Genomic DNA, 15,476 nt, shown 5'->3' with positions numbered 1-15,476 from the left:
CTTTGCACCCGCAATCGAGAAACAATGGCGGGATAGCTCAGCTGGTTAGAGCGCATGATTCATAATCATGAGGTCACCGGTTCAATCCCGGTTCCCGCTACAAGATATAACAGATTAATTATCAGGCATTTAAGAATGTATATTTCTTAGATGTCTTTTTTTGTTTATATAGCTCCTTGCACAGATTTTGCACAAAAGTTGAGGTAAAATGGTGATAATCAATGAAATCGTAAGAAAAAACTACCTCAAAAATATCTTTCTTTGCTTTTCTTCAATTTACTTGTTCTTTCTTAACGGTATGTTCTGTACACTGCTTGAAGATGTCCGATGATGAGGCTTAGATTATATATTATTGTATGAGAACGAATCTTCTTGCACAAAAAATTGCACAAATGAGTATAATAAAAGGGATAATCTACACACCGGTAGTTATCCCTCCATATCGCAATAAATTTGAATGAGTAGTGTTCTCATCACGATTTTATGATTTTCATATTCTTTAAGATGTACCATATTTGACTTATACCATGACCAGAGTTGTTGTTAATTAAATAAATAGTATCTGTCATTTTAGGAAATTCCTTATCAAATGAGAACTTACTTTCTTTTTTATCTTTTACTTTCTTGTTCATAATAATATTGTTTTAAATGGTTATCTATGTATTCCATATTTCGCCGCTATATCAAACAGACTTTGAGTATTAGCTCTATATCTTTTCTCATTTAGTTCAAAGTATTTATTTTCAGCTTCTTCCTGGCAATAATTGGGATAAAAGCTACTTACATTCAAAAATAAATCAAGTCCTTTCTCTCCAAACAGATTTTTTATTACAAGACCTATTTTAATCCAATCGTTATAAATTTGAGTTATATCAATCTTCCTTTCAATAACCAGATTCAGCAATCTTTCTGCCTCTTCTGTCTTACACAATGGCGTGGCACTTGCAAAATCAAGGTTGGATGGTTGTAACAATTCTTCTTCAAGAGATAGGTATTGGGGAGTTTCATTTGAAATTTGTCTGTCGGGACTGTTCTTTGGAATGATTTCCTTTGCTTTCAATGCTGTATTGGATTTTTCCAAAGTATGTGTATATACTTCTGCGCTCCAATTTATATAAGGGTGTTCGTCATACGAATAGAAACGCAACCTACAAATGTCACTGCAACTTGAATCAATGATAATTCCCATTTCTTTAAACTCCTGTTGCAAAGCATTGAAATGAAGTTTGTGCTTGCCAAAATCATCGTATTGAATAATACAGAACACCCCTTTACCACTTGCGGAAAGTCCACAATACATAACGTATGGCAGTTTAGCCAATCTCGCTTTTAAGACTTCCATATCTGATACTGACGGGTTATCTTTCCCGTCAATATCAATACAGATTAAATTAGAAGGACTTATCATACAATCTGCTCTACGTTTTGAAAATATTCCGCTTACCGTTATAGCTGGCAATGAATTTTTCAAGTGTTTCCTCTCCTTATCATTTGAGGTATTTCTCAACTTCTCGACTATAGGAGTATATTCATTTTTATGTAACAACCATTCCCCAATATTGACAGTTCTTGTAGGAACTATAATATCCTTACGGCTAAACAATGAAACTTTTAAATTCTGTATCATAAATATTTCCTTTTATTAGAGTTTATAATACCTTCTGCTTCTAATTTGCCAACAAGAGTGTTGTCCTCTTTTTCGGTATTCTTGATTTCTTCACAATATACCCATGTAGCGTTGTTTGTTGCTTTCCTTTTGATGAAATATTTTAATTGAGTTTCAAGCCTTCTTAAAAACTCCTGTTTGCTTACTGCACCATAGCGGTTTTCCTCACAGAAAAACTTGTATTCATTATACAAATCTTTTGCGTCTCTATGTTTTGTACTTGAAGGCTGTAGATATTTTTCTGACATAAACAGAGCAACACTGTTACTGTTTCTTTCAAAGTCTCTGTTTGCCTTATCTATTTGTGCGGAATATGTGAATCCTTGTCTTCCAGGTTCTAATATCCTTTGCAAACCTTCAAGCACCCAATTGAATACTCCGCTTAGTTCATCTTCTATTATTTCTTTAGCTAAGTTCGGATTCTTTTTCCATTCCGGAATTGTCACTTCAAACATGACAAATAAAAACCTTCTGAAAAACCCGTTTGTCTGTTCCATATCTTTATTTGATATGTAGTTTGTACTGAACAGAAAACGGCAATAATTAGAAACTGTAATAGGCTTTCCGTATGGTGAACGTGCACTTACAGGGTCGTTACTGAATAATTGCTTTACCATTTCCGGGTCACTGTCTTTGCTTCCCATTTCCGAACAGGCATTTAGCAGATAATTTCCCATTTCAGCACGATAATACCCATTTGCTTCACATAATCTGCCCAATGGTATATTACATACGTTCTGTTTTCCAAGTAGAGCTGATATAACATCAATCAAAACTGATTTTCCATTACATCCGCTTCCATAAAGTACCATACATTTTTCCCACCTTAGATGTTTTGCAAAGACATAAGCAATATACTCTGCAATTACCATTCTTGCTTCTTTTTCAGGAACAACATATTCCAGAAATTCAGTAAACTTTTCGGCTTTGGCATTTGGGTTATAATCAAATGGTAACTGATATGTAAGCATATCATCTGGAGAAAATGAACGAATTTCAAAACTTCCATCATTACATACAAAAGTTCCATTTTGCAGATTTATTTTTACTTCTTTCGTTTTTTCCGGAACAGGTGATACAGAGGAAGACAGAAGCTGTTTGAATAAAGCTTCCATAAATCTAACCTTAGTTACCTGGAAATGAGGCAAGCCACTTTTTTCAGCTACAAAAGACAGAAAGTGCTTTACAAAATCATCTTCCATTATTTCCCAATAACATCCATTGTAAAAATACACTTTGCCATTAATTACAGCCAATCCTGAATTTTTCTTTTCAAAAAGGCGAAGTAGATATTCAATGATAATAGATATTTTACATTCTGTTGTAGGGTCTAAATTTTTTAATATGTCCTTAGCATTTTGGGCATTTTCCGTTTTTTCTTCGATGTCCTTTCTCAAATGATAGATAAGTTTTCTCTTCTCTTCATTATTTTTATAATAAGCAAGCAAGAAATCAATTGTAAAAATAGAATCAAGAACGTCTTTCAACATGAAATACTTATCTATCTGTTTTCTGTATGCCGTAGTATAATATACAAAACTATCTACTGCATTACCTTCTAAAATTTCATCGTTACTTTCAATTTTGCTTAAAAATAAATCATTTCCCATAATTGAATTTTTTAATTGTTGATAAAAATCTTTCTTTATTCAATTTGATTTGAATATTCTCCTCACACCATTTGTCAAGCTCTTGTTGAGTAAAGAACAAGCTGTTTCCTTCTTTATAGACAGGTATGCTATTGGAAGCAGTTAACTTATACAGTTTTGACTTGCTTATATTTAGACCAGTCTTTCTCAAATATTTAAGAGCGGTTTCCGTATTCATATACTTTGGAATTTCCTCCCTTTTTTCTATTTTTGTGCTAAACATACTGATTAGCAAATCTACCTTTTCTGTCAGTTCCATAATAGCTGACGGTAATGTCTCAAATGTTACTTTTTCATTCATAATACTAATGTTTTTGATTATGGTAGCAAAGTAAATTGAATGTGAGTGCAGAGTTGTGCAGACTTGTTCTCATCAGTAATATTAACTTGCTTTTAACATTTATCATGAAAAGAAGTATATCAGAAGATTTTTGGGATTTAATAAAAGAACTGGATAATTATTTTTTTGATAACTACGGAGTACACCTATATAACGTTACTCGAGCAAAGAATATAATTGATAATGAATATGCTCGTAAAAGAAAATATAAAACTGAGGAACTGGATGAAAATGGAAAACTTCCTACTATATCAGAACGTACTCTTAGATATTATTGGAAAGAAGAAGGTATAACAAATAAAGAAATAAAAGGAAATCCTCCCAATGAAAGTACATTAGATATAATCTGTATAGCTTTGGGATATGAATGTTGGAGTGACTTTTGCAGGATTCTTAGAAGAGAAGTAATCACAGAAGACACACTATTTAATCCGAAAGACTTTGTAGTAGAGAAAATGAAAAAAGGAGAGACTTATAGAATCGGGTGGTTTCCACGTTATTTTATTGATTTAAAGTATCTTGGAGATTATAAATTCAAGGTTATATCACATTCTTATAATTTAAGAAAGCGGCATAGGAAAGGAAATATTTTAACGATCTACGGTTGTGGAATTAGTTATACTCCCCATATCGATAAACTAAAGAATGGTAAAGATACATACGTTGAAGGTTATCCCCTTTATCCGACTATCTTTATCAAAACTAAGCCAGAACACACCTCAGATATGGAAGACTCTATTTCATTCTTGACATATAGTTAAATATTAAGAATGAATAAAATGAACTGTTTTTACTACAAACTATATTTCTATATTATATTTTAAATAGTTCTTCATATAAAAACTTTTTATATAAAATAGTTCATTTTATTCATTATGTAAAATTATTTTACTTTGAATTTATTCTTCCATATTTGAGATAGTTCTTGCTTTCTTATATTGGGTATAGGGGAGAGGAAAAAAGCTCGATACGGGAGACGAAAACTGCCTCATTTGGGATTGAGTATATGTTTCTGTTAATACCAAGGAAAAACATCTACCCGGTACGAAGATATATGAAGAACAATGATTCCCAGAAATAAGAGGATAAATATTGGTTAGATATTGTTATGTTTTTGATATTCGATAAATTCCTGTTCAAGCGTTCTTTGTGAGAGTTCATAGAAGAAGTTATCATAAGGTGTTTTCTCCGGAATACTTGATATTATCTCAGAAAGAAGATTTTCTTCTTTTATGGGCTGTCGTTTCAAATTATATTTATCAAGTATGTCATTAAAACATAATAACGCTGTTTTTGATTCTTCCCATACCTGTTTTGATTCATAGTAAAAACCACCATAGAAACATGGAAACTCTTCTGGAATATTTTTCCCATAAGGAAAATATGGATTCCATGCTACACCATTATGAACTCTAATCCAGTTGCTTTTCTTATATTGGAATGTATCGTCAAGTCCGGATTGAGTACCTATATAATAATCTCCGATGATTCTTTCTCTGTTTTTTTCTTTGAATCTTCTTAATCCCAATTTTTCACATTCTCTGATAATGGAGTTTATGTCAAAGGAATTCATTGCTCCCATTGGTGTACATATAACTACATCATTCCAGCAAGAATCATTTTCATATTGTTTCGGAAAATATTTCTTTGCTATATGTATAGGAGTTATCAGTTGGTAAAATTCTATTTTTATTGCCATAATGATATGTATAAAACAAAAAATCCTCCCATTGCACGAGCAAAAGAAGGATTTTTTATTTATATGATAATTAGTTCAACGGAATAAGATTGATGATTTTGTTGCCATTTTCAGCAACATTGTCGATAACTATTTCGTCTGATTCTGTAATAGTTCCCACCACATTTGCACCATCTGAATACCTAAATCCGGTAAATGTAATGTTAGGACTCTCTGAATTGACAGAAAGAGTTTGTATTTCATAATTCGAAATTTCAAACTGAGACTCTTTATAATCCAGCATTGCTATTTTAGAGAAAATTGTATTGCTGTAAGAATACCATGCTTTGCTTGTATGCAGATTTCCAATAGATATTTGCCTATCAAATTCAATACATTTTTCTCCGTCAAATTCTAAATTACCATTTATCACCATAGTATTTCGTACATAGTTTGGTATAAATTCCCAATATGTATTATCATAAGGTATTGTACAGACATTTTTTTCTTTTAATTCATTATCACCAATCGTTTCATATCTAATAATCTCTTTACCACGAATCGAATACAAAATACCATTGAGAATAAATGTATAGGTATCTTTAATAGGATAAATCTTACCACCTGGACATTTGACACGACAATTTTGTTGTTGTTCCACTCCATTCCAATATACAATAAATCCATTATCTGTTACTGTAAACCCATTGCATACCACATTATCTGGCAACATCTTTTGTAAAGTAAAATCAGAAGTGTTCAATTTATATATTTGACTATATTCTGGATATTTAGAAATAGAGTAAGCTAAATATATGTTTTCTTGATTATCTATAGTTTTTAATTCGATATCATCATATAAATATATTTCCATTTCCTCAGGCCAATGGTATATCTTTTCTGATTGGATATCAACAAGAGAAAGATATTTCGTATCACCATTCATAACACTAATATTTATATCATTTGGACCTGGTTTATAGATTAAATCAACAATATCTTGTGATACTGGATTTACAAGAATTACCTTATTACTCAATTTCAAAACCTTATGAATACCAATGTTATGGTCTTGACCATCTTCACCTCTAATTGACAATTTTACTTCATTTCCAGATAAATCAACTTTGTAATAAGTATTTCCAGTTTCAGCTCTTGTTCTTCCTGTAGCTGTTTTCTGATAAATCATTTTTGCATCACTGACATTAAGACTTGTCAGATATTTATATCCCTCCTCATAATTAATAGAACCACCATTACCGGAACCATCATCTTTACATGCAGTCATAAAAGCTACCGCACCAAGCATTAATAAAAACTTTTTCATATACCAGTATTTATTCCGTTCTTCCCAGCCCACAAAAGAAGAAGTTTATAAATAAAGAAAGCGTGAGGGCTGTTAACTCATTTTACGGAAAAGGCTCTGGTAAAACCCTTGAACTAAAACAAGCAACAGTCTCCCCACGCCATATACGGATATGACGCGAGAGATGTTTACTCATTCTCGTTCGTTAATAGTTTACCAGACTTTATTCCGGAGAATCAGTTAAACACTTTCGTGTACCTTAAATTTCTAATATGTCTGTCATGTTTTGCATGACGATACAAAATTACGAAAAATAAGGTACATTACAAATGTTTCATCTCATAAAGAGACTGTTGCGGTTACAAATTTAGTCAATCATCCTCATTAAGAAATTCATCTATAAAAGATTCACATTCTTGATGCTCTTTAAGCAATCTTTCTGTAAGTTCTTCGTTTGATTTGAAACGTTCATCAATTTCTTCAAGTGTCTTGTCAAACTTTGCAAGTATTGCATCATACCCAGAATTGGATTCTTCTTCGCAATCATCATCTGGTTTTATAGTGTCAAGAATTTCTTCGACCGTATAGTCCTTTTTTTCATCTTCTATATTCTCATCAATAGGATTTTCCTGTACAGGTTCTTCTTGAACAGATAAATCTACTTTTTGAAGATTGATTTCTTTCTTACTTGATTTCCTTTTGGATTTAGTGGCTTTGGTTTTCACTTCTTGTTCATTCTGATTCTTTTTCTTCTGTGTCATAAGTCTTTTATATTTGATGTTTATAATTTCATTAGTCATTGAATCATCAGACATTACATATATCCTCTTTTTTCCCAAAATATAAACGATTTCCAAATTTTAACATGACTTTAACCGTTCAAGATATGTTTCAATCCCTCGTACCAGTAATTTAACAATGAAAAGGCCCGATTCCTCTGCAATCAGGAGTATCGGGCTGAAAATCAAAATATGGCTCGTATAGAGCTTATATGTGGCTTTAGAAGCTCAATAGGCTTGCATTTTTGGCTCTGTATTCAGATTCCAAATCTGCAAGGTATATCTCTGTTGTTGTAACACTGCTATGTCCCAACATTGGTGATATTATTGAAATAGGAACACCTTCATTTCTTAATACAGTTGCATAGGTATGTCTTGCAACGTAGGTTGTTATCTTTCCCAAATTTAGTTTCTCACCTATCATTTTCATTCTTTTATTTATCAGTTTTGTGAGATTCTTCTTTTTCTTCTCATGTTCCCACGCACTGTCACCAGGTTTTAAAAACGGGAAAATATAGACACTTTTTTTAGGGTCATTCCCCCATTTATTGATTATTGAATACATTTCAGGTGTTATCGCTGCATAGATACGTTTTACATCACGTGTTCTGTCTTTTGTCTTCTTTCTGATAAATGATATTTCACCGTTTTGAATATCTGAGAATTTAAGACTTATCAAGTCAGCGACATTCAGTCCATTGCAGAAATAAATAAACAGCCATAAATCACGATAAAATTCAGTAGTCATGCTTCCATCACTATATTCAGCAATGGCTTTAAGCTGTTTCTTGTTGAGTGCTTTCTTTTTTCCAGAACCTTCTTTAATCTGGTATTTGCCCCTGCCGAAAGGATAATCTGATTCTCTGATAACTCCCACCTGTTTAGCTATATTCATAGTGGCACGAATGTTTCTCATGTTCATCGCTACAGTTGTCTGATTTGCTGTTTTCAATATGAATTTCTCAAGATCGTTTAACCATTCAACTGTAACTTCATTTATAGGAACATCGTGTTTCATGTAACGTTTGAGCAGCGAAAGAGTTCCTTTATAAAATGCGGAAGTTCCAAATTTTTCTTCATTCTCAAGCTCTTTAATTTTTGCGGAAATCATTTCATTCAAAGTTCCCCCAATATTTTTTCCAAGCATGTTATTTAGATTGCTGAATGAGAAAGTTCCACGTTCTACAAGAATATCAACATTCTTTAAAATCCTGCTCAACTCTTTACCGATTATATCCTGTATTTCAATATTCTTTTTTGACTTACTTTCAAGAACCTCTTCAAGCTCTTCTTTAGTGCTCATACAGATTCCTGTTGGATAATACTTTGGTTTTCCCTGAAAATATACCTTTATTTTTACAGGATAAGTTCCTTCTTTGTTTACTGTTCGTGTATCAAGCAATACAGATACAACAACTCCGTTTTTTACTACTTTAATCATGCTTCAATAGTTTAATTGTAAGCGGAATTGCTTACCTGTTATATATCCTCTATTTTTGGAAAATATAAGTTGAATGAAATGTTGACGGATTTTTAAGTGTTTTTTACATGATGTTTGAAATTAAACTGACAAATTTGAAATGAAAATTATTAGGATATTTAAATGAATATTGTTCTTGAAAATCTGTTTGTTAAAATATTACTTTTTATAATTTTGATTATATATTTGTTTGTCATTAAAAACTATTTATTCTTGAAACAAATAAATTATTTATTTTATGATGAAGTCTGTTTTTTTATGTGCGTTAAATAATATAGCATGTAACGATTTGTCAAAAGCTATTACTTTAAATTTGAATGAAATAAATGAATCGTTTCCAATATTGAAAATAACGAATAAACTGAGTGATATTAAAACCTATCTTAATAGAGGTCTAAAGGAGGCTATAGGAAATATAGAATATGAATATTTGACACAAAAAGCACCTTTAATTGCATTCTGTGAAAGTTGTTTCGATGAAAATGTAATATCTCCAATTGAATATTTAGATGAACATCTTTGTATATTATCTTCATTCTTATTTGGATTATGGAGTATAAAGGATAATGCTGTTGATTTTGAATTAGGATTTTTACAATATCAAAGAAATTATGGTTATACAACACACTATTCAAGTAATAGAATCTGTGTTACTAGATATGATTGTAAAGGAGAATGTTCAAATGTTACATTTTCAACAAAAGAATTGAATCAAGCCGCAATATTCTTAAGAAATAATATGAAAATAGAAACAGAAAGAATTCAATCTGTAAATATTCAAAATCACCATAGAATTACAATTGCTAATTATTATATTCAAAACGCAAGAAATTGTAGCGATTTAGGTTTAAAAATAACAAGTTATTGTTCATGCTTAGAGTGTTTATTTTTAAATGATAGTACAGAACTGTCACATAAACTTTCGGAACGTGTTGCATTATTTTTATCAAAAAATAAGGAGGAGAGAATACACATCTTTAAGATTTTAAAACAGGCTTATTCGTTTCGGTCAAAGGTTGTACACGGAGATAGATTTAAAACAGACAAAATAAAGGAATTGACAATGATAGTACAAGAAACAGATGAAATCTGTAGAAAGGTAATGAATTATGCTTTTAATACAAAAGAATGTAATGTATTTGATTTAGATAGAGAAAAACATGAAGAATATTTTATTAATTTATTAATGCATATATGAATTTAGATAAAAAGAATAACTTTATTATGGTGCTTTAAGTGTTAAGTATATAGAATTATGATATTTATATAAAATGAAGATAAGTGTTATAATATAATGATTTATGGATATTAAGAATAAAGACAAAATTATTGATGTAGCTTCAGATACGTTTGCTGGAGCTGCATCTGTAGCTATTGGTCTTATTGCAACAGGACCATTAGGAGCTATTGGAGGAGCTTTAATTGCTCCTGCATTATCTACGACAATAAAAGACTTTGCTAAACGTATGTTGAGTGAGAAGGAGTCAAATAGAGTAAAAAATACGTTCTCATATGCAATAGACAAAATACAAATAAAATTACAGCAAGGAGAATATCCTAGAAATGATAATTTTTGGACTAGTGACAATAGTGATAGTTCTTCTGCTCAAAAGCTCCTTGAAGGGACTTTACTAAAATCTAGGGATGAATACGAAGAAAAGAAGTTAAAATATTATTCCAATCTATTGGTAAATATCTGTTTTAATGTAGATATCAGTTTTGAAAAAGCGAATATCTTATTGAAAGTTATTGAACAGTTGAGTTATAGGCAATTAGTTGTAATTGCATATTTATCAGATAGTAAAATAATTGATATGGATGAATGGGATATTTCATTTAAAGATAAACCATTTTTGGAAAAGTATTTTGATTTTTATTCTGAAATGATAAGCTTATATGACCTGCGATTATTAAAACAAGCCGGTAAAGGTCTTAAATTGGGAAGTGCTAAATCTCAACTTAGTACACTTGGACAATCTTTATCTGCTTTAATGGAACTAAATTCTATACCTGATGAGGAACAGAATAATATAAATATAATCATTAATGATATTCAATTATTAATCAAACAAAAATAATTTGCACAAGAATTGCACAAATAGAGGGGAAAATAGAAGAAACAGTATGATTACGGATGAAAATAAATATTATATTTGCTCTCGAAAATACACGTAATGTGCTATATAATAGCATTATAAGAAATAGAAAGAAAACGTGTTATACGCGTTTCATAATCATGAGGTCACCGGTTCAATCCCGGTTCCCGCTACTAAGTATAATAATTTGATAAAAGACATTTAGGAGTGTATACTTCTTAAATGTCTTTTTTTTGTTTATATAGGGTATTCAGTAAATGTCCTTAAAATGGATCAACGTAAAAAACTGAGGAATTCTCAAATTACGCATAAATTTTCGACAGTCTAAACAGAAAGTTCTATCCTTCACTCCCCTGACCTGTGAGCGAAAGTTCTTTATTTTAGCGTTAAAGGACTCAGAAGCTGTGTTCGTGGAACGTTTCTCGAAGTAGATTATTATTTCAAGATAATGTGTTTGTATTAACCTTGCTACTCTTCCAAAGGCAAGGAATTCTGATTTGTTCACTTTGTCATATCACCTGGCAAGCTTTGTCAAGGCTACATCCTTATGTCTGAACTGGTGATAAATAAATCCTAGTCTCATGGAAAGATAGTACGCTTTCTTTATATCCGGATACTTGTCTGAACAGAATATTGGCACGTATACGTTGTGATTCTGTCCATAATGATTCTTTCTTATATATACTTCTGGTCAACAACAGTTTCCTTGAGTCTCAATTTTCAAATACCGGAGCATGATATATCTTTCCACATGCCTTTGCATGCTCTATCTGTACGGACTCTTCATTAAGTGCTTCCTTGCTGGATTTAACTCTCATGTCCTGAACTGCTTCATGAGCAAGTTTCTGTACATGGAAAAGAGCGCTCTCGTGGAGCTTCATTCTTCTCTTCAAGATAAATTACTATTTCTGTACTGCTTTCCTTTGCATCTGATATGTTGAATTAATCAAGAATTCCTTCGCGAAGAAAGAAATGATAACTGTTTGTTTTCATTGTATTTTATTCTTGTGGGCAAAGATAATATTTTATTGAATTAACTCTTCAGGTTTTTACGTTGATCCGAAAAAAGAATCATTTTAAAACATTTAAATAATAAGTCGTATCCGTTATTTTACTTATAATGGATAGAAAATTCTTTATTTTAATTAAGTATTGATGTATATGATTGTTTCGTATGTTCGTTCTATAAAAAAAGAAAAGGTACGCCTTTTTATTGACGTACCTTTTTTAAAATCTTCAAAATAGAGTTTTTTATGCTTCAGCGCAAGGAATTACAGAAACATAGCTTCTGTTTTCACGACCTTTCTTGAAACATACTGTACCATCTACTAATGCGTAAAGAGTGTGATCGCTACCCATACCTACATTGTTACCTGGGTTGTGAACTGTTCCTCTTTGACGAACAATAATGTTACCAGCTTTGCAAGCTGAACCACCAAATATCTTTACGCCTAATCTTTTGCTTTCTGATTCACGACCGTTCTTAGAACTACCTACACCTTTTTTATGTGCCATTTTCTTCTACGTTTTAATGATTAAGCAATAACTTGTTTGATTGTCAATTCTGTAAACTGCTGACGGTGACCGTTCAGTTTTCTATAACCTTTTCTTCTCTTCTTGTGGAATACTAATACTTTGTCACCTTTTACAAGGTTTGATTTAACTTCGCATACCACTTTCGCACCTTCTACAGTAGGAGCACCTACAGTTACAGTACCATTGTTGTCAACCAACAAAACTTTGTCAAATTCAACAGTTGCGCCGTTTTCAGCGTTCTGAATGTGGTGTACAAACAGTTTCTTGCCTTCTTCAGCCTTGAACTGCTGACCGTTAATTTCTACGATTACGTACATTTTATTATAATTATTAAACGGGTTTCTTCCGTAAGGTGGATTGATTCTTGCAATCACTTGTTTACCTACACGGACTAAAATCGGCTGCAAAGATACTTCAAATACTTTATATAATCAATATTTCAGTACGTTTTTTTCTTTAAAACATTGTTTTTCAGTAATAATATTTATTGAAAATCAGATTAGCTTATATCCTATGTCATAGTCTTATCTGTGAGTTCTTGTAACAAGGAAAAGAATCATTGTAATATTACATGAATCTTCTTGGATTTTTTTTATCTTGATAACTTTCCGATGCTAAAAATAATTGTAATTTTTTGGCTTGATGAATGTGTCTACTTAATAAAAAATAATAGGATATGATCTTCATAAAGAACATATCCTATTATTTTTTTATTGATTTATATTGCTTAGAAATATAAGTAACGGTTATCTGTTACTTCAGCTTTCTGATATAAATCATTTATGAATTGTGTTGCAAATCTTGCATACATATTTGTCAGAGTTGCTTCTTCAGACTTAATGTCCATTTTTTCTGTACTGTTTTCTTTGTTCAATACTTGAACCATATAAACTCCAGCGTTACCTTTTACAGGTGCACTTGTTGTGTTTACTGCTGTTTTTGATGCTACAGCACCGATTACTGGTTCGCTTCCTCTAGTCATTGATATATATGCTGGTGCAGAGAATGTTACGTGTTTAACAGTGTCGCTTACTGCATTCTTAATAGCTTTAGCCTGATCTATTGATGTACAAGCTTTCATGTCTGCCATAATCATTTCTGCTTTCTTGTCACGGCGGATTTCGCTGCGAAGCATATCTGCTACAGAATTTATGTTTCTGTATCCTACAGGATTAATTCTTTCAAGTGCTGCTACCATTATGTGGTCATTGTTTCCGCATTCGTACAATGGCGAAACATCACCTTCTTTTGCACTGAAAATCCAGCGGATGACTTCTTTTGTAGATGGAACCCCACCAACATAGTGTTCTGACGAAGAGAAGTCTGTTCTTGGAATAACAGTATAACCATATTCTTCTGCATTTTTTTCAAGTTCTTCTATTGTATTGCTTTGTGCTACAAACTGGCTGAACTTGTTATATGCATCATTGTAAGTATCATTGCTGAATTCAACATTACGCTTTATGACAGCAACTTTATATTTATTTTGCATACTCTTTTTGTTCATAACCTGCAAAATAATGTTTGCTTGACCAATATTTAATTTGGCAAGTTCTTTTACAGGTTGGTTTATCAGAGTCTTGATGAATGTTTCATTTTCAGAGTTAAGCTGTCCTCCTTCCCAAGAAGTTGCACTTACCCAATTTGATTCGCCTGTTTGACCATAGATTTTTGCCACTTCTTCAAAATCAGCTCCATTCTTAATGGCATTATAGATACTGTCTGTAAGTGTTTTTGTCTTGTCTTCAGTATCAGCATATACCTGTATCTGGCGGAATTGAATAGAATCAGGTGCATTTACTTTTTCTATGATTTTAAATGCGTTATATGAATCATCAGTCTGGCTATAGTAAGGTCCGAATACTTCGTTAATACCGATTGAATCAAGACGAGCAACTACATCAGAAGGAAGAACAGATTTATTTACAGGTATATCTGAATATGATACTGTAGAACCTGTAGAACGTACGAATGTTCCATAATCCGATGTTGTATTGTCTAGTTGTTCAGAATATTCAGTAACTTCGTCCAATACTGCTTTTCTGTCTGCATCAGATGGAAGTACCTGGATGTCAACAAAAAGGATGTTGCGTGTTTCAGCCAATTGCTTAAACTGTTCTTTTCTTTCGTTGTAAAGTTTCTTTATTTCGTCGTCAGATACTTTCACCAATGAATCATTTACAGCTGAATATGGGACTGCAGCCATAAGCAGATCGCTTTGTTCATTGCGAGCCTTGAAGGCATCTTCAGCAGACGCTGGATTTGAAATCAAAGACTTAGCAATCAGATTCTGATATTTTTCAGCCAATGTAGACTGTCTGAGTGTCTTTTCAATAAAGTTCCAGAAATTACCCATTGTCTGATAATATTCAACATACTGTGCAGGCATTTGGCTTGAACTTAAATTTGAATAGTCTACTAGGAATTTTTTCAACATATCTTTGTCGAAAGCTCCTGTTTGAGGATTTCTGAAAGGAGTATTCATCAGCATGGGATGTGTACCTTCGTCAATTATTGCTTGAATTTCAGCATCAGTAACAGTAAGTCCCAGCTCTTCTGCTTGTTCAGCAATGAGTTTGTTGTTCACGTATGATTGCCATACTTGATCTTTTACACTGGCCAATTGTGTCTCATTGAGTGAAGCTAATCCGTTAGTAAGTTTGATTACTTCTGTGTATTCATCAACCAGCTTTTGATAATCTTCTGCGGAGACTGTTTCTCCATTAATTTCTCCGATGTCTTGCCTTCCTTGATGTGGCTGGAATATTTTCCATGCGTCGCCTGCAATAAAGGCGAAGAGGGCAATACCGATAACAATGACCAATAATGGTCCTTTGCTTCTAATTGTTTGTAAAGTTGCCATTTAAAATTATTATTTTTTGTTTATTGTTTTTCTGTAATTAGCGCACGAAGATACGAAAAATGTTTTTGAGTTGCTATTTTCTG

At 32.1% G+C, this 15,476-nt stretch carries 14 protein-coding genes, 1 tRNA gene and 1 pseudogene; 4 read left to right on the top strand and 12 right to left on the bottom strand.

Annotated features, from left to right (window positions below):
* Positions 1 to 26: 26 nt before the first annotated feature.
* Positions 27 to 100: transfer RNA gene (locus tag Q0486_RS14480), tRNA-Met, on the top strand.
* A gap of 373 nt (positions 101 to 473) precedes the next feature.
* Here the strand turns inward: Q0486_RS14480 and Q0486_RS14475 are convergent.
* The 4 genes from Q0486_RS14475 to Q0486_RS14460 are packed head-to-tail and all read right to left on the bottom strand — an operon-like array spanning position 474 to position 3,616.
* Positions 474 to 632, bottom strand: coding sequence for a hypothetical protein (locus Q0486_RS14475; RefSeq protein WP_299234893.1), 159 nt, complete (start codon positions 630 to 632; stop codon positions 474 to 476).
* Positions 633 to 652: 20 nt separating this feature from the next.
* Positions 653 to 1,627 carry a BT4734/BF3469 family protein gene (locus Q0486_RS14470; protein ID WP_299234891.1) on the bottom strand — a complete coding sequence of 325 codons (975 nt, stop codon included), beginning with the start codon at positions 1,625 to 1,627 and terminating at the stop codon, positions 653 to 655.
* Positions 1,624 to 3,276, bottom strand: coding sequence for a phage/plasmid primase, P4 family (locus tag Q0486_RS14465; protein WP_299234888.1), 1,653 nt, complete (start codon positions 3,274 to 3,276; stop codon positions 1,624 to 1,626). Before Q0486_RS14465 ends, Q0486_RS14470 begins: the two co-directional genes overlap by 4 nt.
* Positions 3,266 to 3,616: a helix-turn-helix domain-containing protein gene (locus tag Q0486_RS14460; RefSeq protein ID WP_299234885.1), complete on the bottom strand. Its 351-nt coding sequence runs from the start codon at positions 3,614 to 3,616 to the stop codon at positions 3,266 to 3,268. The genes Q0486_RS14465 and Q0486_RS14460 overlap by 11 nt, the downstream gene beginning before the upstream one ends.
* Positions 3,617 to 3,720: 104 nt before the next feature.
* On the opposite strand from Q0486_RS14460, the gene Q0486_RS14455 reads away from it, so the two are divergent.
* The gene (locus tag Q0486_RS14455; protein ID WP_299234882.1) at positions 3,721 to 4,416 is read left to right on the top strand and encodes a hypothetical protein; all 696 of its coding nucleotides are present in this window, start codon (positions 3,721 to 3,723) and stop codon (positions 4,414 to 4,416) included.
* 335 nt (positions 4,417 to 4,751) lie between these two features.
* Here Q0486_RS14455 and Q0486_RS14450 read toward each other — a convergent pair whose 3' ends face one another.
* The 4 genes from Q0486_RS14450 to Q0486_RS14435 form a co-directional block, all read right to left on the bottom strand.
* Complete coding sequence (locus tag Q0486_RS14450) at positions 4,752 to 5,354, bottom strand: hypothetical protein (RefSeq protein WP_299234879.1); 603 nt, start codon at positions 5,352 to 5,354, stop codon at positions 4,752 to 4,754.
* 70 nt (positions 5,355 to 5,424) lie between these two features.
* On the bottom strand, positions 5,425 to 6,660 hold the full coding sequence (locus Q0486_RS14445) for a hypothetical protein (RefSeq protein WP_299234876.1): 1,236 nt from the start codon (positions 6,658 to 6,660) through the stop codon (positions 5,425 to 5,427).
* A 350-nt stretch (positions 6,661 to 7,010) separates the two neighbouring features.
* Positions 7,011 to 7,478, bottom strand: coding sequence for a hypothetical protein (locus tag Q0486_RS14440; protein WP_299234873.1), 468 nt, complete (start codon positions 7,476 to 7,478; stop codon positions 7,011 to 7,013).
* 160 nt (positions 7,479 to 7,638) lie between these two features.
* Positions 7,639 to 8,859: a site-specific integrase gene (locus Q0486_RS14435; protein ID WP_299234871.1), complete on the bottom strand. Its 1,221-nt coding sequence runs from the start codon at positions 8,857 to 8,859 to the stop codon at positions 7,639 to 7,641.
* 277 nt (positions 8,860 to 9,136) lie between these two features.
* Between Q0486_RS14435 and Q0486_RS14430 the strand changes: the two genes are divergently transcribed.
* Together Q0486_RS14430 and Q0486_RS14425 are read left to right on the top strand one after the other, a co-directional pair.
* Positions 9,137 to 10,096, top strand: a complete 960-nt coding sequence (locus tag Q0486_RS14430) for a HEPN domain-containing protein (protein WP_299234868.1) — start codon at positions 9,137 to 9,139, stop codon at positions 10,094 to 10,096.
* Between the two features lie 103 nt (positions 10,097 to 10,199).
* Positions 10,200 to 10,976 carry a hypothetical protein gene (locus tag Q0486_RS14425; protein WP_299234865.1) on the top strand — a complete coding sequence of 259 codons (777 nt, stop codon included), beginning with the start codon at positions 10,200 to 10,202 and terminating at the stop codon, positions 10,974 to 10,976.
* Positions 10,977 to 11,296: 320 nt separating this feature from the next.
* Here Q0486_RS14425 and Q0486_RS14420 read toward each other — a convergent pair.
* The 4 genes and pseudogenes from Q0486_RS14420 to Q0486_RS14405 all read right to left on the bottom strand — a co-directional run.
* Positions 11,297 to 11,851, bottom strand: a pseudogene (locus tag Q0486_RS14420) (transposase); the annotation flags it as partial.
* A 394-nt stretch (positions 11,852 to 12,245) separates the two neighbouring features.
* The gene (rpmA, locus tag Q0486_RS14415; protein WP_235326011.1) at positions 12,246 to 12,509 is read right to left on the bottom strand and encodes a 50S ribosomal protein L27; all 264 of its coding nucleotides are present in this window, start codon (positions 12,507 to 12,509) and stop codon (positions 12,246 to 12,248) included.
* A 20-nt stretch (positions 12,510 to 12,529) separates the two neighbouring features.
* The gene (gene rplU, locus Q0486_RS14410; RefSeq protein WP_204443597.1) at positions 12,530 to 12,847 is read right to left on the bottom strand and encodes a 50S ribosomal protein L21; all 318 of its coding nucleotides are present in this window, start codon (positions 12,845 to 12,847) and stop codon (positions 12,530 to 12,532) included.
* A 410-nt stretch (positions 12,848 to 13,257) separates the two neighbouring features.
* Positions 13,258 to 15,393 (bottom strand): peptidylprolyl isomerase, encoded by a 2,136-nt coding sequence (locus Q0486_RS14405; protein WP_299234857.1) that lies wholly within the window; start codon positions 15,391 to 15,393, stop codon positions 13,258 to 13,260.
* Positions 15,394 to 15,476: the final 83 nt, after the last annotated feature.

This window comes from uncultured Bacteroides sp., from assembly GCF_937912035.1.
Classification (GTDB): domain Bacteria; phylum Bacteroidota; class Bacteroidia; order Bacteroidales; family Bacteroidaceae; genus Phocaeicola.
This window is presented reverse-complemented; position numbering and strand designations above follow the sequence as displayed.